Origin of the sequence: Streptomyces sp. NPDC057136 (genome assembly GCF_042670885.1) — a bacterium.
Lineage (GTDB): Bacteria > Actinomycetota > Actinomycetes > Streptomycetales > Streptomycetaceae > Streptomyces.
On sequence record NZ_JBHUUV010000017.1, the window covers coordinates 16,645 to 38,722 of the forward strand.

General features: G+C 71.0%; 18 protein-coding genes and 1 pseudogene. 10 read left to right on the forward strand and 9 right to left on the reverse strand.

Annotation, left to right across the window (positions count from 1 at the left end; translation table 11 throughout):
• Nucleotides 1–11: 11 nt before the first annotated feature.
• Both ACFT7S_RS20905 and ACFT7S_RS20910 read left to right on the forward strand, forming a co-directional pair.
• Entirely contained in the window at nt 12–1,745 is a 1,734-nt protein-coding gene (locus ACFT7S_RS20905) for an ABC transporter ATP-binding protein (protein ID WP_382733978.1), read from the forward strand.
• The gene (locus tag ACFT7S_RS20910) at nt 1,745–3,679 is read left to right on the forward strand and encodes an ABC transporter ATP-binding protein (RefSeq protein WP_382733981.1); all 1,935 of its coding nucleotides are present in this window, start codon (nt 1,745–1,747) and stop codon (nt 3,677–3,679) included. Before ACFT7S_RS20905 ends, ACFT7S_RS20910 begins: the two co-directional genes overlap by 1 nt.
• A 12-nt stretch (nt 3,680–3,691) precedes the next feature.
• Here the strand turns inward: ACFT7S_RS20910 and ACFT7S_RS20915 are convergent, their stop codons facing one another.
• The 3 genes from ACFT7S_RS20915 to ACFT7S_RS20925 all read right to left on the reverse strand — a co-directional run bounded on the left by ACFT7S_RS20915 (nt 3,692) and on the right by ACFT7S_RS20925 (nt 8,451).
• Nucleotides 3,692–4,783: an RNA polymerase sigma factor gene (locus ACFT7S_RS20915; protein ID WP_382733984.1), complete on the reverse strand. Its 1,092-nt coding sequence runs from the start codon at nt 4,781–4,783 to the stop codon at nt 3,692–3,694.
• A 222-nt stretch (nt 4,784–5,005) separates the two neighbouring features.
• Nucleotides 5,006–6,916 carry a DNA primase gene (gene dnaG, locus ACFT7S_RS20920; protein ID WP_382733987.1) on the reverse strand — a complete coding sequence of 637 codons (1,911 nt, stop codon included), beginning with the start codon at nt 6,914–6,916 and terminating at the stop codon, nt 5,006–5,008.
• Between the two features lie 275 nt (nt 6,917–7,191).
• Entirely contained in the window at nt 7,192–8,451 is a 1,260-nt protein-coding gene (locus ACFT7S_RS20925; protein WP_382733990.1) for an NAD(P)/FAD-dependent oxidoreductase, read from the reverse strand.
• A 457-nt stretch (nt 8,452–8,908) separates the two neighbouring features.
• Here ACFT7S_RS20925 and ACFT7S_RS20930 point away from each other — a divergent pair, with 457 nt between their 5' ends.
• Nucleotides 8,909–9,880 (forward strand): ArsR/SmtB family transcription factor, encoded by a 972-nt coding sequence (locus ACFT7S_RS20930; RefSeq protein ID WP_382733993.1) that lies wholly within the window; start codon nt 8,909–8,911, stop codon nt 9,878–9,880.
• Here the strand turns inward: ACFT7S_RS20930 and ACFT7S_RS20935 are convergent.
• Entirely contained in the window at nt 9,861–11,171 is a 1,311-nt protein-coding gene (locus ACFT7S_RS20935; protein ID WP_382733995.1) for a deoxyguanosinetriphosphate triphosphohydrolase, read from the reverse strand. The two genes, ACFT7S_RS20930 and ACFT7S_RS20935, sit on opposite strands and share 20 nt — an antisense overlap.
• Nucleotides 11,172–11,208: 37 nt before the next feature.
• Complete coding sequence (locus ACFT7S_RS20940; protein ID WP_382733997.1) at nt 11,209–12,132, reverse strand: sirohydrochlorin chelatase; 924 nt, start codon at nt 12,130–12,132, stop codon at nt 11,209–11,211.
• A gap of 140 nt (nt 12,133–12,272) precedes the next feature.
• Here ACFT7S_RS20940 and ACFT7S_RS20945 point away from each other — a divergent pair, with 140 nt between their 5' ends.
• Both ACFT7S_RS20945 and ACFT7S_RS20950 read left to right on the forward strand, forming a co-directional pair.
• The gene (locus tag ACFT7S_RS20945) at nt 12,273–13,061 is read left to right on the forward strand and encodes a vancomycin high temperature exclusion protein (protein WP_382733999.1); all 789 of its coding nucleotides are present in this window, start codon (nt 12,273–12,275) and stop codon (nt 13,059–13,061) included.
• Between the two features lie 124 nt (nt 13,062–13,185).
• Nucleotides 13,186–15,264 carry a molybdopterin oxidoreductase family protein gene (locus tag ACFT7S_RS20950; protein ID WP_382734002.1) on the forward strand — a complete coding sequence of 693 codons (2,079 nt, stop codon included), beginning with the start codon at nt 13,186–13,188 and terminating at the stop codon, nt 15,262–15,264.
• Here ACFT7S_RS20950 and ACFT7S_RS20955 read toward each other — a convergent pair.
• The 3 genes and pseudogenes from ACFT7S_RS20955 to ACFT7S_RS20965 form a co-directional block, all read right to left on the reverse strand.
• Nucleotides 15,227–15,682 (reverse strand): gamma-glutamylcyclotransferase family protein, encoded by a 456-nt coding sequence (locus ACFT7S_RS20955; protein ID WP_382734004.1) that lies wholly within the window; start codon nt 15,680–15,682, stop codon nt 15,227–15,229. The two genes, ACFT7S_RS20950 and ACFT7S_RS20955, sit on opposite strands and share 38 nt — an antisense overlap.
• Nucleotides 15,679–15,882: pseudogene (cutA, locus tag ACFT7S_RS20960) on the reverse strand (divalent-cation tolerance protein CutA); the annotation flags it as partial. The pseudogene cutA and the gene ACFT7S_RS20955, both read right to left, overlap by 4 nt.
• Nucleotides 15,883–16,221: 339 nt before the next feature.
• Complete coding sequence (locus tag ACFT7S_RS20965; protein WP_382734007.1) at nt 16,222–16,851, reverse strand: NADPH-dependent FMN reductase; 630 nt, start codon at nt 16,849–16,851, stop codon at nt 16,222–16,224.
• 77 nt (nt 16,852–16,928) lie between these two features.
• On the opposite strand from ACFT7S_RS20965, the gene ACFT7S_RS20970 reads away from it, so the two are divergent.
• The 4 genes from ACFT7S_RS20970 to ACFT7S_RS20985 all read left to right on the forward strand — a co-directional run bounded on the left by ACFT7S_RS20970 (nt 16,929) and on the right by ACFT7S_RS20985 (nt 19,843).
• Nucleotides 16,929–17,720: an aminotransferase class IV family protein gene (locus tag ACFT7S_RS20970; protein ID WP_382734010.1), complete on the forward strand. Its 792-nt coding sequence runs from the start codon at nt 16,929–16,931 to the stop codon at nt 17,718–17,720.
• Between the two features lie 83 nt (nt 17,721–17,803).
• Nucleotides 17,804–18,265: a DUF5990 family protein gene (locus ACFT7S_RS20975; protein WP_382734012.1), complete on the forward strand. Its 462-nt coding sequence runs from the start codon at nt 17,804–17,806 to the stop codon at nt 18,263–18,265.
• Nucleotides 18,266–18,650: 385 nt separating this feature from the next.
• Entirely contained in the window at nt 18,651–19,211 is a 561-nt protein-coding gene (locus ACFT7S_RS20980; RefSeq protein WP_382734014.1) for a hypothetical protein, read from the forward strand.
• Complete coding sequence (locus ACFT7S_RS20985; protein ID WP_382734017.1) at nt 19,211–19,843, forward strand: class F sortase; 633 nt, start codon at nt 19,211–19,213, stop codon at nt 19,841–19,843. Before ACFT7S_RS20980 ends, ACFT7S_RS20985 begins: the two co-directional genes overlap by 1 nt.
• Before the next feature lie 9 nt (nt 19,844–19,852).
• Here the strand turns inward: ACFT7S_RS20985 and ACFT7S_RS20990 are convergent, their stop codons facing one another.
• A complete protein-coding gene (locus ACFT7S_RS20990; RefSeq protein ID WP_382734018.1) occupies nt 19,853–20,644 on the reverse strand; it encodes a sulfite exporter TauE/SafE family protein in 792 nt (263 codons plus the stop codon).
• Between the two features lie 171 nt (nt 20,645–20,815).
• Here ACFT7S_RS20990 and ACFT7S_RS20995 point away from each other — a divergent pair, with 171 nt between their 5' ends.
• Nucleotides 20,816–22,078, forward strand: coding sequence for an NAD(P)/FAD-dependent oxidoreductase (locus tag ACFT7S_RS20995; protein WP_382734020.1), 1,263 nt, complete (start codon nt 20,816–20,818; stop codon nt 22,076–22,078).

A 22,078-nucleotide genomic window follows, 5' to 3' on the forward strand; every position in this document is an offset into this window, starting at 1 on the left:
GAGAGACAAGCGTGCTCATAAAAATTCTGCGGACCTATCTCGGTCCGTACCGGAATCCCATCGCGCTGCTGGTCTTTCTCCAGCTGCTGCAGACCTGCGCCAGCCTCTATCTGCCCAGCCTCAACGCGGACATCATTGACAACGGTGTCGTGAAGGGGGATACGGGCTACATCCTGGAGTTCGGCGGCCTCATGATCGCCGTCAGCGTCATCCAGGTGGTGTGCAACGTCGGGGCGGTCTACTACGGGGCGCGCACCGCGGCCGCTCTCGGGCGCGATGTCCGGGCCTCGGTCTTCGACCGGGTGCAGTCCTTCTCCGCACGTGAACTCGGCCGCTTCGGTGCACCGTCGCTGATCACCCGTACGACCAATGACGTGCAGCAGGTCCAGATGCTGGTCCTGATGGCGTTCACCCTGATGGTCTCGGCGCCGATCATGTGTATCGGCGGCATCATCATGGCGCTCGGGCAGGACGTGCCGCTCTCCGCCGTGCTACTGGCCGTGGTGCCGGTCCTCGGGATCTCGGTGAGCCTCATCGTGAAGAAGATGCGCCCGCTGTTCCGCACGATGCAGGAGCGGCTCGACACGGTGAACCGGGTGCTGCGCGAGCAGATCACCGGCAACCGCGTCATCCGCGCCTTCGTCCGGGACGCGTACGAGGAGGAGCGTTTCCGCGGGGCCAACACGGACCTGACCGACGTGTCCCTGTCCACGGGCCGGCTGATGGCGCTGATGTTCCCGACCGTGATGACCGTGGTGAACGTGTCGTCCATCGCCGTGGTCTGGTTCGGTGCGCACCGCATCGACAACGGCGGGATGCAGATCGGCGCGCTGACCGCGTTCCTCGCGTATCTGATGCAGATCGTGATGGCGGTGATGATGGCCACCTTCATGTTCATGATGGTGCCGCGCGCCGAGGTCTGCGCCGAGCGCATCCAGGAGGTCCTGGAGACCGATTCGAGCGTGGTGCCGCCGCTCGCCCCGGTCACCGAGCTGCGCCGTCACGGCCATCTGGAGGTGCGGGGAGCGGAGTTCCGCTACCCGGGCGCCGAGGAGCCGGTGCTGCGCGCGGTGGATCTGGTGGCGCGGCCCGGTGAGACGACCGCGATCATCGGGTCGACGGGCAGCGGGAAGTCGACGCTGCTCGGTCTCGTACCGCGGCTGTTCGACGCGACGGACGGCGAGGTGCTGGTCGACGGCGTGGATGTGCGGACGCTCGCCCCGGTGCTGCTGGCGAAAACCGTGAGCCTTGTGCCGCAGAAGCCGTATCTGTTCTCCGGGACGGTCGCGACGAATCTGCGGTACGGGAATCCGGACGCGACCGACGAGGAGCTCTGGCACGCGCTGGAGGTAGCGCAGGCCAAGGAGTTCGTGGAGGGACTGGAGAACGGGCTGAACGCGCCGATCGCGCAGGGCGGCACCAATGTCTCCGGTGGCCAGCGGCAGCGTCTGGCGATCGCCAGGACGCTGGTGCAGCGGCCGGAGATCTATCTCTTCGACGACTCGTTCTCGGCGCTGGACTACGCGACGGACGCCGCGCTGCGCGGGGCGCTCGCGCGGGAGACGGCCGGGGCGACGGTGCTGATCGTGGCGCAGCGGGTGTCCACCATCCGTGACGCCGACCGGATTCTGGTGCTGGACGAGGGCCGGGTCGTCGGGACCGGCACCCATCACGAGCTGATGGACGGCAATGAAACATACCGGGAGATCGTGCTCTCCCAGCTGACGGAAGCGGAGGCCGCGTAATGGCCGGGCCTGGCGGACGCATGATGGCGGGCGGCGCTCCGACCGAGCGGTCCATGGACTTCAAGGGGTCCGGGAAGCGGCTGCTGAAGAGATTCAGCCAGGAGAAGTCCTCGCTGTACGCGATGCTCGTCGCCGTCGCGCTGAGTGTGGGTCTCTCCGTGGTCGGTCCGAAGATCCTCGGCAAGGCGACCGACCTGATCTTCGCGGGGGTCGTCGGCCGCGGAATGCCGGAGGGGGCCACGAAGGCGCAGGCCGTCGAGGACCTGCGGGAGAAGGGCAGCGGCGGTCTCGCCGACATGCTGTCCGCCGTGGACTTCACCCCGGGCGAGGGCATCGACTTCGGTGCGGTGGGCCATGTCCTGCTGGTGGCGCTGGTCGTTTATCTGGGCGCCGGGCTGCTGATGCTGGTGTCGACGCGGCTGTCGATCCGGGTGATCAACCGGGTCGTGTTCCAGTTGCGCGAGGACCTGCAGACGAAGCTGGCGCGGCTGCCGCTGTCGTACTTCGACCGGCAGAAGCGCGGCGAGGTGCTGAGCCGCGCGACGAACGACATCGACAACATCTCGCAGACGATGCAGCAGACGATGGGGCAGCTCATCAATTCCCTGCTGACCATCATCGGCGTGCTGATCATGATGTTCTGGATCTCGCCGCTGCTGGCGCTGGTCGCCCTGGTGACGATCCCGGTGTCGGTGCTCGTCGCGGCCAGGGTGGGCAAGCGTTCGCAGCCGCAGTTCGTGCAGCAGTGGAAGGTGACGGGCCGGCTCAACGCCCACATCGAGGAGATGTACACCGGCCACACCCTGGTGAAGGTCTTCGGCCGGCAGGAGGAGTCCGCGAGGGACTTCGCCGAGCAGAACGACGCGCTGTACGAGGCGGGCTTCAAGGCCCAGTTCAACAGCGGCATCATGCAGCCGCTGATGATGTTCGTGTCGAACCTGAACTATGTGCTGGTCGCGGTCGTCGGCGGGCTCAGGGTCGCTTCGGGCGCGCTGTCCATCGGTGATGTGCAGGCGTTCATCCAGTACTCGCGGCAGTTCTCGATGCCGCTGACCCAGGTCGCCTCGATGGCGAACCTGGTGCAGTCGGGTGTCGCGTCGGCCGAGCGGATCTTCGAGCTGCTGGACGCGGAGGAGCAGGAGCCGGACCCGGACCCCGAGCAGCGTGAGCGCCCCGGCAAGCCGCTGGGCAGTGTCTCGCTGGAGAAGGTGTCCTTCCGCTACGACCCGGACAAGCCGCTCATCGAGGATCTGTCGCTGAGCGTGGAGCCGGGCCACACGGTCGCGATCGTCGGCCCGACCGGGGCCGGCAAGACGACACTGGTCAATCTCCTGATGCGGTTCTACGAGGTGACGGGCGGCCGGATCGTCCTCGACGGCACCGATGTGTCGACGATGTCGCGCGACGAACTGCGGTCCGGAATAGGCATGGTCCTCCAGGACACCTGGCTGTTCGGCGGATCGATCGCGGACAACATCGCGTACGGCGCTTCGCGCGAGGTCGGCCGGGTGGAGATCGAGGAGGCGGCCAAGGCGGCCCACGCCGACCGCTTCATCCGCACCCTGCCGGACGGTTACGACACGGTGATCGACGACGAGGGCTCCGGGGTCAGCGCGGGCGAGAAGCAACTGATCACCATCGCGCGGGCGTTCCTGTCCGACCCGGTGATCCTGGTGCTCGACGAGGCGACCAGCTCGGTGGACACCCGTACCGAGGTGCTGATCCAGAAGGCGATGGCACGCCTCGCGCACGGCCGGACCAGCTTCGTGATCGCGCACCGGCTCTCCACGATCCGGGACGCGGACGTGATCCTGGTGATGGAGGACGGCTCGATCGTCGAACAGGGCACGCACGACGGCCTGCTGGCGGCGAAGGGCGCCTATGCCCGGTTGTACGCGGCACAGTTCGCCCAGGCGCTGGCCGAGGTGGACTAGAGCCTGCCCGGTTCAGTCCAGGTAGCCGCGTAGCTGGTCCGCGAAGGCGTGGTCCCGCAGCTTGTTGAGGGTCTTGGATTCGATCTGGCGGATGCGTTCGCGCGTCACGCCGAAGATCCGGCCGATCTCTTCGAGCGTGCGGGGCCGCCCGTCGGCCAGCCCGTAGCGCAACTGGACCACCTTGCGCTCCCGCTCCCCGAGCGTGGAGAGCACCGCCTCCAGGTGTTCGCGCAGCAGCAGGAAGGCGGCGGACTCCACGGGGGACGCGGCATCGCCGTCCTCGATGAGGTCGCCGAAGGAGACGTCGTCCTCCTCGCCGACCGGGGCGTGCAGCGACACCGGTTCCTGGGCGAGGCGCAGTACCTCGCCGACCCGTTCCGGTGTCAGGTCGAGCTGGGCCGCGACCTCTTCGGACGTCGGCTCGTAGCCCCGCTCCTGGAGCAGGCGGCGCTGGACCCGTACGACGCGGTTGATCAGTTCGACGACATGGACCGGGACCCGTATGGTCCGTGCCTGGTCGGCGAGCGCGCGGGACATGGCCTGGCGTATCCACCAGGTCGCGTACGTGGAGAACTTGTAGCCCCGGGCGTAGTCGAACTTCTCGACGGCTCTGATCAGTCCGAGGTTTCCCTCCTGGACGAGATCGAGCATCGTCAGCCCCCGGCCCACGTACCGCTTGGCTACGGATACGACGAGGCGGAGGTTGGCCTCGATGAGCCGGCGCTTCGCCATCCGCCCCATCACCACCAGACGGTCGAGGTCGACGGCGAGCCTGGTGTCGGGATCGGGGGTGCCGGCGAGCCGTTCCTCCGCGAAGAGCCCCGCTTCGACGCGGCGGGCGAGGTCCACCTCCTCGGCGGCGGTGAGCAGCGGAATCCTGCCGATCTCCCGCAGATACTGACGGAAGAGGTCGGACGAGGTGCCGCCGGTGTCGGGGCGGCTCCGCCGCTCCGGGGGTTCGGGCGGCTCCACTTTTTCTTCCATCACTGTGTCCGTCGCCTCCCCGGGTGGGGCCGCTGTGGCCTCCGGATGGCGCACGGCCCGGTTCTGCGTGGGGATCGCCGGGACATGCTCGGTCGGGCTCGTCACGGTCCGGGTCTGCACGGGGGCGACCTCCAGGTGATCGCGCTGCCGGACCGCGGCGGGTATGGGGTCCGCCCTCGGTGGACCGACCGCGCTCCGATGACTCAGGCACCGCCACCCAGTGTGGGGTACGACACATCGCTGCCACGAGGGGCGTGCGGTGACTTTCTGAGTCCGGTGCGTGACCGGACGGTTACGGGGCCCGGGACGGGAGCGGTTCGCTCCGGATGGTGGGCGGGCGCGTCAGAGCGCGTCGGCGCCGTTGCTGCGGAGGGACTGGGCGTACTGCTGGAGGACCCAGACCTCGTTCTGCGCGGCCGCGAGGTGCTCGGGGGCCACGTTGCTTCCGAGGCGGGCGAGGCTGCCCTGCACATCGTTGATACGGCGGTCGACGGCGCGCACACGGACCTGGACGAGCTGCATGCCCGCGTACGTCTCGTCGATGGACTTGCCGTGGAAGACCTCGACGGCCAGCTCGGTGACGAGGTTGCGCACGGTGTCGTCGGGGGCGGTGTCCAGGACGTTGACCAGGTATTCGCGGGTCTCGGCCAGGCCCTGTTCGGCGCCGCCCGCCTCCGCGATGCACTGGCGTACCGCCGCGTACGGCGGGGCGGTGAACTCGTCGATCCCGTAGGCGTCGAAGGCCGGTGACACCAGGGCGGGCTTCTGGAGGGCGAGCTTGAGCAGTTCGCGCTCGGTGCGGTGGGCGGGGCTGCGGAGGTTGAGCGCGGGGCCCGAGATGCCTGCCGGGGCGGCGGCGGCCGGGCCGGAGTGCTGGGGGCCGTTTCGGGACGGGCCACGGTCGGGGCCACGGTCGCCCCGGTTGCGGGCCCACTGGGCGAGCTGGGCGACGCGGCGCACGACGAACTCCTGGTCGAGGATGCCGATGAAGCCCGCGAGCTGGACGGCGACCTCCCGCTGCACGCTGCTCGTCTTGATCTTCGCCACGACCTGCGCCGCCTCGTCGAGCGCGGCGGCGCGGCCCGCCGGGGTCTCCAGGTCGTACCGGCCGACGATCTGGCGCAGGGCGAACTCGAAGAGCGGGGTGCGGGGTTCGACCAGGTCACGGACGGCGTCGTCGCCCTTGGCCAGCCGCAGATCGCACGGGTCCATATTGTCCGGGGCGATCGCGATATAGGTCTCGGCGGCGAACTTCTGATCGTCCTCGAAGGCGCGCAAGGCGGCCTTCTGGCCCGCCGCGTCGCCGTCGAAGGTGAAGATCACGCGGGCGCTGCCGTTGTCCATCAGGAGGCGGCGCAGGAGCTTGATGTGGTCGTTGCCGAAGGCCGTGCCGCAGGTGGCGATGGCGGTGGTGATCCCGGCGAGGTGGCAGGCCATGACGTCGGTGTAGCCCTCGACGACGACGGCGCGGCTGGCCTTGGCGATGTCCTTCTTGGCCAGGTCGATCCCGTACAGCACCTGGGACTTCTTGTAGATCGACGTTTCCGGGGTGTTGAGGTACTTCGGTCCGTTGTCGTCGTCGCGCAGCTTGCGCGCGCCGAAGCCGACGATCTCTCCGGAGGTGTCGCTGATCGGCCACATGAGGCGGCCGCGGAAGCGGTCGATGGGGCCTCGGCGGCCGTCCTGGGAGAGTCCGGAGGTGATGAGTTCCTTGTCGCTGAAGCCCTGGCCGCGCAGATAGCGGGTGAGGTGGTCCCAGCCCGCGGGGCTGTAGCCGACACCGAAGTGGGCGGCGGCCGCCTGGTCGAAGCCGCGTCCCGCGAGGAACTTCCGGCCGATCTCGGCCTCGGGACTGTCCAACTGCTCGATATAGAACTGGGCGGCGGCCTTGTGCGCCTCGACCAGCCGGATGCGTTCGCCGCGCTGGTGGGAGGGGTTGTAGCCGCCCTCCTCGTACCGCAGGGTGATGCCTGCCTTCGCGGCGAGGCGCTCGACCGTCTCGGAGAAGGTCAGGTGATCGATCTTCATCACGAAGGCGATCGTGTCGCCGCCCTCCTGGCAGCCGAAGCAGTGGAAGAGCCCCTTGCTGGGGCTGACCTGGAAGGAGGGGGACTTCTCGTCGTGGAAGGGGCAGAGTCCTTTGAGGTTTCCGCCGCCCGCGTTGCGCAGCTGGAGGTACTCGGAAACGACGGCGTCGATCGGGACCGCGTCCCGGACCGCCTTCACGTCGTCGTCATTGATCCTGCCTGCCACGCGTGAAGTCTACGGGTGGGCCACGACAGCCGGACCTCACGACGGTGTGATCCGTGGAACGGGCGGGGCGGCCGGGAGGGCGTAGAAGGGTGCTGAAGATCTTGGCCGGATCAGGGAGCGGCGTCTGGTGCGTGCAACTGCAAGGCGCCGGAGCGCCCTCATAGCGGAGCTATTAGGGCGTTTCGGCAACGCCGCAGATGCGCGTGCCAGACGCCGCGAGCCCGGCCAAGATCTTCAGCACCCTTCTAAGGCTCCTCCCGGCCGCCCCCGCGCGGTCAGAGCAGGGACTCCAACGGCACCGACGGGTCGGCGAGCGCGTCGGGATCGATCTGCCCGCCGGTCCGGATCAGCTGCTGGATCGGCTCGGTGACGTCCCACACGTTGACGTTCATCCCGGCCAGGACCTTGCGGTCCTTGAGCCAGAACGCGATGAATTCGCGCTTTCCCGCGTCGCCGCGGATGACGACCTGGTCGTAGCTGCCGGGCGGCGCCCAGCCCGAGTATTCGAGGCCGAGGTCGTACTGGTCGGAGAAGAAGTACGGCACCCGGTCGTACGAGACCTCCTGGCCGAGCATGGCGCGGGCGGCGGCCGGGCCGCTGTTCAGGGCGTTCGCCCAGTGCTCCACCCGCAGCCGGGTGCCGAGCAGCGGGTGCTGCACGGCGGCCACGTCGCCCGCGGCGAAGATGTGCGGGTCGGAGGTACGCAGCGAGGCGTCGACGGCGATGCCGCCGCCGTGCGCCCGGTCCGCGAGGTCGAGCCCGGCCGCCTCGGCGAGGGCGGAGCGCGGTGCGGCGCCGATCGCGGCGAGCACGTCGTGGGCGGGGTGTTCCTCGCCGTCGTCGGTGCGGGCGGCGAGGACCAGACCGTCCTGGCCGATGATCTCGGTGAGGCGGGCACCGAAGTGGAAGCGGACGCCGTGCTCGCTGTGCAGATCGGTGAAGATCTGGCCGAGCTCGGGGCCGATGACCTGGTGCAGCGGGGTCTGCTCGGGCTCGACGATCGTGACCTCGGCGCCGTAGCCGCGGGCCGCCGAGGCAACCTCCAGGCCGATCCAGCCGGCTCCGGCGATGATCAGGTGGCCGTTGTCCCGGCCGAGGGAGGCCAGGACGTTGCGCAGCCGGTCGGCGTGGGCGAGGCGTCGCAGATGGTGGACGCCGACCAGGTCCGTACCGGGGATGTCGAGCCGGCGGGGCTCGGCGCCGGTGGCGAGGAGCAGCTTGTCGTAGTGGATGACGGTGTTGTCACCGAGCTGCACGGAGCGGGCGGCGCGGTCGATGGCCGTGACGGGCTGGCCGAGGTGGAGTTCGACGTCGGCCCCGGCGTACCAGGCCGTCTCGTGGACGAAGACGCTGTCCCGTTCCTCCTTGCCGGTCAGGTAGCCCTTCGAGAGCGGGGGCCGTTCATACGGGTGGTCACGCTCATCGCCGAGCAGGATCACCCGGCCGCTGAAGCCCTCGGCACGGAGTGTTTCCGCTGCCTTCGCTCCTGCCAGTCCTCCGCCGACGATGACGAACGTGCGATGTGCGTCGACCACTTGTGCCTCCTCGGTGCTGGTGCTGTGCTCCGCCGCCACCTGCGAGCGTCCCGCACGCAGCGTGATGGCGAAAGAGGGTGTGCCCCGATCAGGTCACACCCAGTGGTCATCGGGCCAGTCTGCCGACCGTGGCCGGCGCCGCGCGGAGCAGGGGCCCCCGGCGGCAGGCATGTGCCCCCAGCACACCATTTGCGGTGCGGCCGACCGCCGTCGCCGCGCCCCATGGACCGGCCGGGTGGCGGGTCTCCCGCCAAAAACCTCTGTGCGGGGCCCGTCTGACGGGCTTTTCGGTCTCCGTGCAAAGGGGTGCGGATGTTCCGGGCACGGCGGCGGAGAAGTGGCTACGGTGGAATCGGGACGGCACGCGACGCGCGGGGGACGCATGTTACGTATCCAGTTCACCAGCAGGGATCTGAACCGATTACGGGTCTCGCCGGGGCCCGACCCCTTGTGGGAGGTGGCTCTCACTCTGCATCTGCTCCAGAACAGACAGGCTGCGCTGGTCTTCGACCCCTGGCGCAGAGAGGTCCGGGCGGCGATCGCACGGGCCGGCCTCGAAGAGACGGTCGCCGCGCTGATCCGGCTCTGCCCGTTCGCCGCGTACTTCCCCGACTTCCTCACGCCCGCGCCGGGCACCACGGACCTGGAGACCGGGATCGACCGGGTGCTCTCCACCCCGGCGGCCCGCATCGGCCGGGAGATCGCCCGGCTCTACGGGCCGGGCCGGATACCGTGCGGCGCACGGCGGCTGGCGGCCGGTGACACCGGGGCGCTCGCCCGGCTCGGCGAGGGGCTCCGCCGCTACTACACGGTGGCGGTGAAGCCGTACCTCGCCGCGATCGGGTCGGCGGTCTCGGCGGACCGTCCGGTACGCGCCGAGGCGGCGCTGACCGCGGGTACGGACGGGCTGCTGGCCAGCTACGGGCCGGACCTCTCCTGGCGGGGGGAGCGGGTGCTCGAAGCCCCGTATCCGGTGCGGTGGGAGCTGCCGCTCGGCGGGCGTCCGCTGACGATGATCCCGGCGTTCTTCTGCGTACGCTTCCCCGTCGCCCTCGCCGATCCGCGGCTGCCGCCCGTGCTCGTCCACCCCGTGACTCCGCTGCCCGGCTGGCTGGAACGGCACCGGGCCGGGGAGCGTGGCGACGGGGCGGGTCCGGGGCCGGTGGGCCATCTCGTCGGTCACACCCGGGCGGCGGTGCTGGACGCGCTGGAGCGACCGCTGACGACGACCCAGCTGGGGGCGGTGCTCCGGCTGGCTCTGTCGACGGCGAGCCGTCATGCCACGGTGCTGCGGGAGGCGGGGCTGATCAGCTCGGAGCGGCGCGGACCGTCCGTCGTCCACCGGCGCACCGGGCTGGGCGACGCCCTCATGAACGGTGCGGTCGGCGGGCGGAGCACGACGGTCGCGCTCAGCGGCGGTGCAGGGTGAGGGTCGTGTGCAGGGACAGGGCGGAGGCGTCGGTGAGCGCGGCGATCTGGTCGACCAGGACTCTCTTGCGGGCCCGGTCGTCCGCCGCGGCCTCGTACTGCGCGCGGAACTGCGGTTCCAGCCCTTCCGGCGCGCGGGCGGTGAGGGCGGCGGCCAGCTCCGCGATGACGATGCGCTGTTCGGCGCGGATGACCTCCTGCTCGGCGCGCTGCATCACGTAACGGTCGGCGACGGCCTTGAGCACGGCGCATTCGTTGCGTGCCTCGCGGGGGACGACGAGCTCCGCGCCGTACCGGCTGAGGCGTCCGGGGCCGTGCTGCTCGAACGTGGCGGCTTCGGCTGCCTGGCAGAACCGGCCGATGAGCTGGCTCGTCGCGTCCTTCAGCCGGGCCTGGGCGACGGCCGAGCCGTCGTAGTTGTGCGGCCACCACTCCTGGTCGACGAGCCGGTCGAGCGCCTCGGCGAGCTCCTGCGGGTCGGTGTCCGCCGGTACGTACCGGCCGATGGCGACCGACCAGATCTCGCGCCGCTCCGGCTCGGCGAAGAGACAGTTGGGGTCGATGTGCCCGGCGTGCAGTCCGTCCTCGAAGTCGTGCACGGAGTAGGCGACGTCGTCGGACCAGTCCATGACCTGGGCCTCGAAGCAGGTGCGGTCCCGCGGGGCGTCCTCGCGGACCCATTCAAAGACCGGCAGGTCGTCCTCGTACACCCCGAATTTCGGTGAGCCGGGGTCGGTGGGGTGGCCGCCGCGCGGCCAGGGGTACTTCGTGGCGGCGTCCAGGGCGGCGCGGGTCAGATTGAGCCCGACGCTGACGAGCTCGCCGCTGTGGGTGTCGCGCACGAATCGCTTGGGTTCGAGGCGGGTCAGCAGGCGCAGCGACTGGGCGTTGCCCTCGAAGCCGCCGCAGTCCGAAGCGAAGTCGTTGAGGGCCTGTTCCCCGTTGTGTCCGAACGGGGGGTGGCCCATGTCGTGGGAGAGGCACGCCGTCTCGACCAGATCGGGGTCGCAGCCGAGCGCGGCCCCCAGCTCGCGGCCGACCTGGGCGCACTCCAGGGAGTGCGTGAGCCGGGTCCTGGGGCTGGCGTCCCAGGCGGGGCTGCGGGTGCCGGGGGTGACCACCTGGGTCTTCCCGGCGAGCCGGCGCAGGGCCGCCGAGTGCAGCACGCGGGCGCGGTCGCGCTGGAACGCGGTGCGACCTGGCCGTTTGTCGGACTCGGTGTCCCAGCGCTCGGTGTCCCGGGCCCCGTATGCGGCCGTGTGCGTGTCGTGGCTGCCGTGCGTACCGTCCATGGTTCCGACAGTAATCGGCAGGGCTGACAAACCGGGGTCAGGCGGACGTCAGGAGCCGCTCGTTCACCGGGGATTCGTATCCGAGTGCCCGGTCGTACCGGTGCAGGAGCAGCCGTGCCATCGCCGGGTGCGCGCCGAGCGGGACAGCCGCGGCCACCGGTGCGGCGGCGGCCGCCGCGGTGGCGAAGCGGCCGGGTGCGGTGAAGTACGAGGCGATGGCGACCCGGTGGCGGCCCCGGGCGGCGAGGGCGCGCACGGCGGCCGGGACGGTGGGTGCGGCGGCGGAGGCGTAGGCGGGCACGACGGGTATGCCGCCGAGCCGGTCGTTGAGCATCCGGGCCGTGCGGCGGGTGTCGGTTGCCGAGTCCGGATCGCGCGAACCGGCGGCGGCGAGCACGACGGCGGCGCTGCGGCTCGTCCCGTCCCCCGGGTCCCAGCCGGTTTCGAGGAGCCTCCCGTGGAGCGCCTCGACGAGCAGCGGGTGCGGGCCGAGCGGTGCGGCGATCCGGCTCCGCAGGGCGGGTGCGGCGGCAGCGGCGGCGGGCAGGTCGTGCTTGACGTGGTGGCCGCGGCTGAGGAGCAGCGGTACGAGGACGGCGTCGCCCGCGCCCACGGCGGCCAGGGTCGTGGGCAGGAGGGGCTGGTTCAGTTCGATGTGGCCGAGGCGGACGTCGAGGCCGGGGCGGAGCTCCCTGACCCGGTCGAGGAGCTCCAGGACGGTGCGCAGGGCCCTGGGGTCCCGGCTGCCGTGCGCGACGGCGACCAGCGTGGGGGCGGGTATGCCGCCGGCCACGGGGGCGGGTCGGGCGTGGTGCCGGGTGCGGTGCATGGACCTGCGGGTTCCGTTCAGGGAGACGAGGCTGAGCTGGGTGCCGAGTTGATCGGTGATGCGGGACAGGAGTTGTGCGGTGCTGTCGAGGGGCAGGGGCTCACGGGGATGTTCCGATGCCGGCTCCTTCATGAACCGATGGTGCCGGTCGGACGTTGCCGTGCCGTTGCGCGAGGGTGACGGGTGTTTGCCATCGGCTCACGGGAGATGTCGCGGACGAGTGAACTCTTTCGGCCTGTCGCTCGTCCGGTCATAGGGGGACAGCAGACGTGATGAAGGCGAACCGACAGGGGGCTTGCGTGCCAAGGGGACGACCGAGACGGCCGGGAAAGCCCGGATGGGCGGGACGGCTGGGGTGGCCCGGGGGGCTGGGACGGCTGAGGTGGCCGGCACGGTTGAGGCCGTCGCTGCCGCGGACCCGCCGTGGGCAGCGGCTGGTCGTGCAGGGGCTCATGGTGGCCTGCGTGGTGGGGCTCGCGCCCGCCACCTGGATGCATGCCACGGCCGACGCGCGGGTACGGACGACGGCCGACGCGCCCGCGCAGAAGGTCGCCGTCGTGTTCGGGGCCGGACTGTGGCGGGGCAGGCCGTCGGCGTATCTCGCGCACCGGCTCGACGCCGCCGCCGAGCTGTACCGGACGGGCAAGGTGAAGGTCGTGCTGGTCACCGGGGACAACAGCCGGGTGGAGTACGACGAGCCGGACGCGATGCGGACGTATCTCACCGAGCGCGGGGTGCCGGACGGGCGGATCGTCAGCGACTACGCCGGATTCGACACCTGGGACTCCTGTGTACGGGCCAAGAAGATCTTCGGGGTCGACCGGGCGGTCCTGGTGAGCCAGGGATTCCACATCCGGCGGGCGATCGCGCTGTGCCGCACCGCGGGGATCGACGCGTACGGGGTCGGGGTCGACGCCGTACACGACACGACCTGGTACTACGGCGGCGCCCGGGAGATGCTCGCCTCGGGGAAGGCGGCGCTGGACGCCGTGTTCCGGCCGGATCCGCAGTTCCTGGGACCGCGTGAGCAGGGCGTCACTGAGGCGCTGGCGGCGGACTGAGACGGAGCGGGGGCCGTCCCGGGGGCGGACCTCACCGCTGGGTCCGGGGCGGGCTGAGGTGGGTGTACCTGGGGCGTAACCGGAAGCACCGGCCCTCGTAATACCCGGCTCGCACGCTGGGCGCATGGCCCGCACCGAGACTTCCACCCACTGCCCGTACTGCGCCCTGCAGTGCGGGATGAATCTGCGACCGGTCACCGATGGCGCGGTGGTCGAGGTCGTTGAGCGTACCGACTTCCCCGTCAACCGGGGAGCGCTGTGCGGCAAGGGCCGGACCGCGCCCGCCGTGCTCTCCTCGGCGGTACGGCTGACCGGACCGCTCGTACGGAACGCCGCGAGCGGCGAACTGGAACCGGCCGGCTGGGACGAGGCCCTGGAACGGATCGCCGACGGGCTGCGCGGGACCCGGGCGGCACACGGGGCGGACGCCGTGGGTGTCTTCGGCGGGGGCGGACTGACCAACGAGAAGGCGTACACGCTCGGGAAGTTCGCCCGGGTGGTGCTGGCCACCTCCCAGATCGACTACAACGGCCGCTTCTGCATGTCGTCGGCGGCTGCCGCGCACCAGCGGGCCTTCGGCCTCGACCGCGGACTGCCGTTCCCCCTGGAGGACATCCCCCGCACCGGGTGCGTGATCCTCGTCGGGTCGAACATCGCCGAGACGATGCCGCCCGCGCTGCGCTATCTGACCGAGCTGCGCGAGAACGGCGGCAAGCTGATCGTCATTGATCCGCGCCGCACCAGGACCGCCGAGCAGGCGGATCTCCATCTGGCACCCAGGCCCGGCACCGATCTGGCGCTCGCGCTCGGCATGCTGCATCTGGTGGTGGCCGACGGCCGGGTGGACGAGGAGTTCATCGGCTCCCGTACGAGCGGCTGGGACGAGGCCAGGGCCGGGGTGATGGCGCACTGGCCGGAGCTGGTGGAGCGCATCACCGGGGTGGCGGTGCCGCAGCTGCGCGAGGCCGTGGAGATGTTCTGCGGGGCGGAGACCGGCATGGTGCTGACCGCCCGGGGCCCCGAGCAGCAGTCGAAGGGCACGGACACGGTCGGTGCCTGGATCAATCTCTGTCTGGCCACCGGCCGGGCCGGGCGCCCGCTCTCCGGCTACGGCTGTCTGACCGGTCAGGGCAACGGGCAGGGTGGCCGCGAGCACGGCCAGAAGGCCGACCAGCTGCCCGGCTACCGCAAGCTCACCGACCCGGCGGCGCGCCGCCATGTGGCCGGGGTGTGGGGCGTGGACCCGGACTCGCTGCCGGGACCCGGCCGCAGCGCCTACGAGCTGCTCGACGCGCTGGGATCGGACGTGAAGGCGCTGCTGGTGATGGGCTCCAACCCGGTCGTCTCCGCACCGCGCGCCGGACATGTCGAGGAGCGGCTGCGGTCGCTGGACTTCCTGGCGGTCGCTGACGTGGTGCTGTCGGAGACGGCGGCGCTGGCCGATGTGGTGCTGCCGGTGACGCAGTGGGCGGAGGAGAGCGGGACCACGACCAATCTGGAGGGCCGGGTCCTGCTGCGCCAGCAGGCGGTGACCGCCCCGCAGGGCGTACGCAGCGACCTGGAGGTGCTGAACGGTCTGGCCGCACTCCTCGGGCACGGCAAGGGCTTCCCGACCGATCCGAAGGAGGTCTTCGACGAGCTGCGGCGGGCCTCGGCGGGCGGTCCCGCGGACTACGCGGGCATCACCTACGAGCGGATCGTGGCGGAGGACGGGGTGTTCTGGCCCTGTCCGGACGAGAAGCACTCCGGTACGCCCCGGCTGTTCCTGGACCGGTTCGCCACGGACGACGGGCGGGCCAGGTTCGTCCCGGTGACGCACCGCCCGGCGGCGGAGGAGACGGACGAGGAGTACCCGGTGGTGCTGACGACCGGGCGGGTCGTCTCCCAGTACCAGTCGGGGGCGCAGACCCGCCGGGTGGCGGAGCTGAACGCCGCGGCGCCCGGCCCGTTCGTGGAGCTGCATCCGCGGCTCGCGGAGCGGATCGGGGTGGCCGAGGGCGACGCGGTCGCGGTCACCTCACGACGGGGGCGGGCGGTGGCGCCCGCCCGGATCACCGTGGCGATCCGGCAGGACACCGTGTTCATGCCGTTCCACTGGGCGGGCGAGGGCCGGGCCAACACGCTGACGAACCCGGCCCTGGACCCGGTGTCGCGGATGCCCGAGTTCAAGGTGTGCGCGGTGCGGGTGGAGCCCGCAGGGTAAGACCGGTCGGGCTGAGCCAGTTCCCGCCGGGGAGCGGGGTGCCGCTCGCTCTCAGCGAGCGGGTGACGGCGGCGCCCGCGAGGTAGACCCAGGCGGCGGTCGTGGCCGCCTCCACCTGGACTTCCCTGGCCACCCGCTCGTACAGATTGCGCGGGTGGCCGGGGGCGACGTACCCCTCCAACTGGTCGAGCAGCCCGAGCAGTTCCCCGTACGCGCCGGGCGCCGGGACGACGAGAGAGCCGTGGACCGTGCCGTGGCCCTCGATGGCATACGGGTAGCCGGGACCCTCGTAGAGGAGCGCGCCCGGCAGCAGGGCGGGCCGCTCCTCCGCCGTACGTCCCCGGAGGAACCGGTCGTGGTTGCGCTGGCCCGGCAACAGCGTGCCGTAGACGAAGAACGGCAGTTCGCCGACGGTCACAGGGCCACTACGGGCGCCGTCTGGGCGGTCACCCAGGCGAGGTAGCGGGCGCTGCCGCGCACCACGGGGATCGCGATGATCTCGGGAGTCTCGTAGTCGTGCACCGCCTCGATGTGCTCCTCCAGCTCGTCGTACCGCTCGGCCGTCGTCTTGAGCAGCACCTGCCACTCCTCGGTGGACTCGATGGCGTTCTTCCACCGTTGAAGCTCTCTCCCGGCTGAAGGACTCCTGAAGCCGGGAGATTCCCACCTAGGTCACCCTGGCGGGTTTGACGGGTCATGCCCGTCCGACGACGATCCTCCCGACCGCCGGGGCAAGTACGAGACCCACCCAAGTCACGCTGCATCTCAACGACTTCAGCTTGGTTGTCGCTGAGGCCGCCGATGATCCTAACGCACTCCGGCGCCGGGCCAGGGACCGTGCCTTCTCCTCGCTGTCCGTCGTGGTCAGTACGGTCAGCCATGCCGGCTCGGTCATCGTCGGGCTCCTCGGGAGTACGTACGAAAGGCGGTCTCCCTGAATTGTCGGCCGGGACCGGGTCAGGCGCCGTACGGACGGTGCGTTTTGGCGTCGCGCAGCGCGTGGCCCCACCAGACCAGCTGGTCGAGCATCGACTTGACCGCCGCGTCGGGGGCCGTGGGGTCCTTGTGGCGGCCCTCGTCGTCGAAGTGGGCGCCCGCGTTGTGGAAGGAGACCGTGTCGCGCATCGTGACGGCGTGCAGCTCGGCGAAGACCTGCCGGAGCTGCTCGACGGCCCGGAGACCGCCGGAGATCCCTCCGTACGAGACGAAGGCGACGGGTTTGGCCTGCCATTCGGCGTGGTGCCAGTCGATGAGGTTCTTGAGGGGGGCCGGGAAGGAGTGGTTGTACTCGGGGGTCAGGACGACGAAGGCGTCGGCGTCGGCCAACCGGGGTGAGACCCGGGCGAGTTGGGCCTGTGCGGCGGGATCAGGGCGGTAGGAGAGGGCGAACGGGAGGTCCAGCTCGGCGACATCGATCAGTTCGGTCTCGATGCCGGGGTGGCCGGCCGCCCGGGAGAGGAACCAGTCGGCGACGACGGGGCCGAAGCGCCCTTCGCGGTTGCTGCCGAGGATGACCGCCACCTTCAGCGGCGCGGCGGTGGCAGTGGCGTTGGATACAGGTGCGGATGCGGAAGCGATGAGGTCCATGCCCAGAGGCTCACGCCTCAACCAAGGTTGAGGTCAAGCCCGCCGGTCATCGTGTTCCACGGCATACGGTGGACGGCATGACAACACCCGCACAGGCGCTGTACGTCGAGGTCAACGGGCACCCCGCCACCGAGGAAGATCTGCGCGTCGCCGCCTTCTTCAACTACGGCCACTTCACAGCCATGCAGATCAGGGACGGAAAGGTGCGCGGCCTGGATCTGCACCTCGCCCGGCTGGACGCCGGGAACCGGGAACTGTTCGACCTTCCGCTGGACGGTGAGCGGGTGCGCGGCCTGATCGGGCACGCGCTGGAGGGCGCCGGGGTCCTGGACGGCTCGGTGCGGGTGCAGGGCCTTCTGCCACCCGGTGACACGGCGACAACGCTGATGGTGACGGTGCGGGAACCCGCGTGGACGGCCGCCGCCCCGAAGAGCCTGATGTCCGTCCCGTACGCCCGCGTGGTGCCGCACATCAAGCGCCCCGGCGAGTTCGGGCAGACCTACTACGGCCTGCTGGCGGCACGGGCCGGTTTCGACGAGGCGCTGCTGACCGCACCCGGCGGCGTGGTGACGGAGGGGTCCATCACCAACATCGGTTTCTGGGACGGCACGTCGGTGGTCTGGCCGGACGCCCCCTCCCTGACCGGCATCACGATGGCCCTCCTTGAGAAGGGGCTCGGCCGGGCGGGCTCGGTGCGGCGGCCGGTGACCCTGAAGGATCTGGGGGCCTACCGGTCGGCGTTCGTCACCAACTCGCAGGGCATCGCAGCCGTCCACCGGATCGACGACGTCCCCTTCGAGGTCGACGAGGAGCTGATGGCGCGGATCGGGAAGGTGTACGAGGACGCCCCCTGGGACAGCGTCCGGTAGGCGGGCCGCGGAAGCCGCGCACTGCCGGGTCCGGTCCGGCAGTCCGGTCCGGCAGTCCGGTCCGGTGCAGGACCATGGGCCCCATGCAGATCCACATCGAAGCCTCCGCACTCCCGGGCCGCGCCTGCGGGCCGGACACCGATTTTCCCGGCTACGAGAACATCCACGTAGGTGTACAGCGCAAGGACAGGCCCGGCGAGCTGCTCGGGCTGCACCCCGGCGACGCCCCTTCCGCCACCTGGACGCTGGACTGTGTCACCGCACCCACGGAGGAGGGCGTGGAGGTGTCGGGGCCCTATGTGCAGAACCGGCTCGGCGGGCGCTTCGTCTATCTGTCCTGGGGCACGGTGGACGACTCCGGAGTGTTCTCGATGTTCCGGCGGGCCAAGCTGATGTTCAGCGATATCGACCCGGTCGTCCTCGACGCGGCCGTACGGACCGGGCATCTCACCGCGCGGCTCCCGCTGACCGATGCGAAGGGACAGCCCTTGTGCGGCCGGGTGCGCGCGCCGTCCATCGAATGGACCGCCACGGGCGGTGCCTGAACCGACGAACCCGGCGGGCACGACACCGCCCCCACGGTCCCGGGGGGGGCGGGTCCGTGGGGGCGGTTGCCGTGGGGCTACGGCGGGGGGATGCCGCGTCCCGTGGGGGGGTGTGCTTCGTGTGCCCTCGACCACCGGGACCATGCATGTGATCCGCGTCACACCCGCCCGTCGGCTCGTCACTCGATCGGCGCGGGGTGCCCCTCAGTCGACCGAACAGCCCAGTCGCACGACCTCTACCTGCACCGATACCCCGGAGCAAGGGTGCCGCGCCGGTCCATACGGGTGAAAGCTGACCGGGCGTCAGCAGGCGTGGGTCGCGGGGCGCCCGTTATCTCGGAGGCGGGACACACCCAGCTCGTGCCGTCTGCCCGGAGGAATTCCCATGCGCAGTCCTGCCCGCCTCGTGACCGGTACCGCCGCCGCGGCGCTCACCGTCGCCGCGCTCGGCCTCACGCTCGCCACCCCGTCCGCGTACGCGGGAGACCTCGGCAAGCTGGAGATCACCCCAGCGACCGCCACTCCCGGCGCCACGGTCACCGTGAACACCACCGCGTGCGGACCCGACGGCTCGGGCATCGGCGACGCGAACTCCCTGGACGCCGGTGACTTCGAACTGAGCCCCGGAACCCACAAGAAGGTCGTGGTCGGCCAGTTCACCGTGCCGCACGACACCAAGCCCGGAACGTATGGCATCGGCGTCTCGTGCGACAACGGCAAGGAGGCCGGCGGAGACCTCGAAGTGACCGCGGGCGGTGGCAGCCACAAGCCCGACCCTCTCAGGCCCGACCGCGACCAGCCCGCCGGGCACGTCAGGACGGGCGTCGGCGGCAGCGTCGGGCCCGACACCACCCAGATCGCCGCGGGCGTCGGCGTCATCGCCGCGGCAGCCGTCGGCGGGGCGCTGCTGATGCGCCGCCGGGCGAACGGCGCGCACGGCAACTGATGTCCCAGACGGCACAGAAGGCCAACGGCTGGCTGGTGGGCATCGCCGTGCTGTGCGGTCTCTGGCTGATCCAGAACGGGTCCGACACCCTGCTGGTGCCACCCCAGCCGTCCACCGCCGAGTCCTTTGCCGCCGGTCCCCAGCTCCAGCCCGGCTCCCCCGTCGCCGAACCGATGCGCCCGTCCGAACCGGTCCGCATCCGCATCCCCGGCATAGGGGTGGACGCCCCGATGATGCGGCTGGGGCTGGGCAAGGGCGGCGGCCTCGACGTACCGCCGGACGGAAACCGCAACATCGCCGGCTGGTTCAAGGACGGCATCCCGCCCGGCGCCAAGGGCACCGCGATCGTCGCCGGCCATGTCGACAACGCGCAGGGCCCGTCCGTCTTCTACGCCCTGGGGGCGCTGAAGCGGGGCACCCGCGTCGAGATCGACCGCAAGGACGGGCGTACGGCCGTCTTCTCGATCGACGCGATCGAGGTGTACGACAACGAGGACTTCCCCGACCAGCGGGTGTACGGAGATCAGCCGCACGCCTCACTGCGGCTGATCACCTGCGGCGGCGGATTCTCGGAGAAAACCGGCTACCAGGGCAACGTCGTGGCGTACGCGCACCTCGCCGAGGTGCGCTGAGCGCCCCGGTCAGGCCGTCCACTGATCGAAGCCGAGCTTGGCGACCAGCGAGAACACCACGACCAGCAGCACACCGCGGACGAACTCGCTGCCCTTCCTGAGCGCCATCCGCGCACCGAACATGCCGCCCGCCAGATTGAATACGGCCATCAGGGCGGCCAGTTGCCACAGCACGGTGCCGTGGTAGGCGAACATCGCCAGCGCCCCGGCGTTCGTACAGACGTTGACGATCTTGGCGTTGGCGGATGCGGTCACCAGGTCGAGGTGGAGTACCGCGGTCAGCGCGAGGACCAGGAAGGTGCCGGTGCCCGGCCCGAACAGCCCGTCGTAGAAGCCGATGCCGCCGCCGACCAGCACGATCGCGGTGACAGTACGGGCCCGGGTGACCTGCCGGCCCGTACCGTCCCCCGCGACCGCCGTGCCGAACGACGGCCGCACCAGCACGAAGGCCGCGACGCCCAGCAGCACCACCATGATCACCGGGCGCAGGACCTCGCTGCTGATCCCGGCGGCGAAGAACGCGCCGGCCATCGAGCCGGTCAGCGCCATGAGCCCGATCCGTACGGCCGTCTTCACCTGCACGGGAGCCTTGCGCAGATAGGTCACGGCAGCGCCCGACGTACCGACGATCGCGACCGCCTTGTTGGTACCGAGGATGTGCGCGGCGGGCACCTGGGGCAGGCCCAGCAGCATCGCGGGCAGGAGCAGCAGCCCTCCCCCGCCCACCACCGCGTCGATCCAGCCGGCCGCCGCGGCGGCGAGGCAGAGGAGAACGAGGGTGGTCAGGGATATCTCGGGCATGATCCCGACCCTAAGCTGCCGGCCGGCCCGCCCCGCACGCCCCCTCACACACACCCCGGGCCCGCCGGCCAGCCCCCTCACACACACCCCGGCACCGCGCTGAGCGCAAGGTTCCTCCCGGGAAACAGCGGGGATGCGGTCGGGTAACACCCGCCACGCACTCTCGTCGTCATGAGGACACAGACGGAGAACGCGGCACGTGTGGTGGTGATCGGCGCCGGGATGGCGGGCGCACGGCTCGCCGCCCGGGTCCCCGGTGTCACCGTCATCGGCGAGGAGGAGCACGCCCCGTACAACCGGGTGCTGCTGGCCGAGGTGCTGGCCGGACGGTACGCACCGGACGTGATCGCCCTGCCGCCCGCCGAGGTGCGGCGCGGGGTGCGGGTGGTCCGTATCGATCCGGCCGACCGGCTGGTGCACTGCGACGACGGCATTGTCGTCCGGTACGGGCGCCTGGTGCTGGCCACCGGTTCCAACCCGGTCCTGCCGCCGCTGCGCGGTCTCGGGAACACGCTGCCCGACGGTGTGCACCCGTTCCGCACGCTCGACGACTGCCTGGCCCTGCGCGCGGCGGTACGTCCCGGAACACGCGCCGTCGTCATCGGCGGCGGCCTCCTCGGGGTGTCCGCCGCCCGCGCGCTCGCCGAGTGCGGCGCCCAGGTGGTGCTGGCCCAGCAGGGCGAGCACCTCATGGAGCGGCAGCTGGACGCCGAGTCGGCCGGGCTGCTGCGGCGCCACCTCGAAGCCCTCGGGGTCGAGGTGCACACCGAGTGCCGCGTCCGGGGTCTGCGCTGCACGGACTCCGCGGTACGCGCAGTGGAGCTCGCCGACGGCTACGAGCTGGAGGCCGAGATCACGGTGCTGGCCTGCGGGGTCCGCCCCCGTACGGGCCTGGCACACGCCGCCGGTCTCGACGTCCGCAAGGGCATCGTGGTGGACGACGAACTGCGCACGTCCGACCCGTACATCCACGCGGTCGGCGACTGTGCCGAGCACCGCTCCACCGTCTACGGGCTCGCGGGCGCCGCACTGGAACAGGCGGACGTGCTGGCCGAGGTACTGGCCGGCCGTCCCGCCCGCTACACCGGCACCCGGGCCCTGACCCGGCTGACCCTGCGCTCCCCCGCCCCGGCGCTCGCCGCCGCACTCCCTGCCAGCCCTGCCGCCCTCGCCGCCGCCCCGGTCACCGGGGCGCTCGACCTGGCCGCGTTCGGGGACTCCCGGCCGCTGCCCGGTGACGACGTGATCCGGCTGGCCGACGCCACCAAGGGCGCGTACCGCTCGGTCGTCGTCCGCGGCGACCGGCTGGCCGGCGGGGTGCTGTTCGGCGATCTGGGCGCGGTCGGCACCCTCGCCCGCACCTGGCAGAACGACGAACCGCTGCCCGCCGACATGTCCCTGCTCCACCTGCTCACCAACGACGGAGGTCTCTGA

Coding starts and splice junctions, on each gene's coding strand:
- ACFT7S_RS20990 (WP_382734018.1), bottom strand. CDS start 20,644: ATGCCCGAGATATCCCTGACCACCCTCGTTCTCCTCTGCCTCGCCGCC.
- ACFT7S_RS20980 (WP_382734014.1), top strand. CDS start 18,651: ATGCGCAGTCCTGCCCGCCTCGTGACCGGTACCGCCGCCGCGGCGCTC.
- ACFT7S_RS20985 (WP_382734017.1), top strand. CDS start 19,211: ATGTCCCAGACGGCACAGAAGGCCAACGGCTGGCTGGTGGGCATCGCC.
- ACFT7S_RS20975 (WP_382734012.1), top strand. CDS start 17,804: ATGCAGATCCACATCGAAGCCTCCGCACTCCCGGGCCGCGCCTGCGGG.
- ACFT7S_RS20970 (WP_382734010.1), top strand. CDS start 16,929: ATGACAACACCCGCACAGGCGCTGTACGTCGAGGTCAACGGGCACCCC.
- ACFT7S_RS20965 (WP_382734007.1), bottom strand. CDS start 16,851: ATGGACCTCATCGCTTCCGCATCCGCACCTGTATCCAACGCCACTGCC.
- ACFT7S_RS20945 (WP_382733999.1), top strand. CDS start 12,273: ATGAAGGCGAACCGACAGGGGGCTTGCGTGCCAAGGGGACGACCGAGA.
- ACFT7S_RS20995 (WP_382734020.1), top strand. CDS start 20,816: ATGAGGACACAGACGGAGAACGCGGCACGTGTGGTGGTGATCGGCGCC.
- ACFT7S_RS20950 (WP_382734002.1), top strand. CDS start 13,186: ATGGCCCGCACCGAGACTTCCACCCACTGCCCGTACTGCGCCCTGCAG.
- ACFT7S_RS20910 (WP_382733981.1), top strand. CDS start 1,745: ATGGCCGGGCCTGGCGGACGCATGATGGCGGGCGGCGCTCCGACCGAG.
- ACFT7S_RS20940 (WP_382733997.1), bottom strand. CDS start 12,132: ATGAAGGAGCCGGCATCGGAACATCCCCGTGAGCCCCTGCCCCTCGAC.
- ACFT7S_RS20935 (WP_382733995.1), bottom strand. CDS start 11,171: ATGGACGGTACGCACGGCAGCCACGACACGCACACGGCCGCATACGGG.